This is a genomic window from Polaribacter sp. 2405UD43-2 (assembly GCF_058147125.1).
On record NZ_JBYVJX010000082.1, the window covers coordinates 1 to 241 of the forward strand.

A 241-nucleotide genomic window follows, 5' to 3' on the forward strand; every position below is an offset into this window, starting at 1 on the left:
TGTTTCTGCGGTTTCTTTCCACAAAACAATGAATAGTTTATACAACAAAAAAGCAATGAACGAGTGGGGAAGCATAGTGGCTTTAACTTATATGGCAGCGCAAAGAGTGTTTCCAGATTATAACGATAGGGCAGATAATAAAGCCTATTTAGAATCTATTGCACTTATTTTTGGCTACTTTTTTGGTCGCGATTATAAAGTGCTTGTCAACACCATTTCGCAATCGCCAACGCCAACCACT

1 protein-coding gene is annotated in these 241 nt (G+C 38.2%); it reads left to right on the forward strand.

Annotated elements, in window-relative coordinates; translation table 11 throughout:
• The coding region (locus ACY2RX_RS14835) for an SDR family oxidoreductase (RefSeq protein ID WP_490104743.1) at positions 1-241 on the forward strand (241 nt) is incomplete at both ends.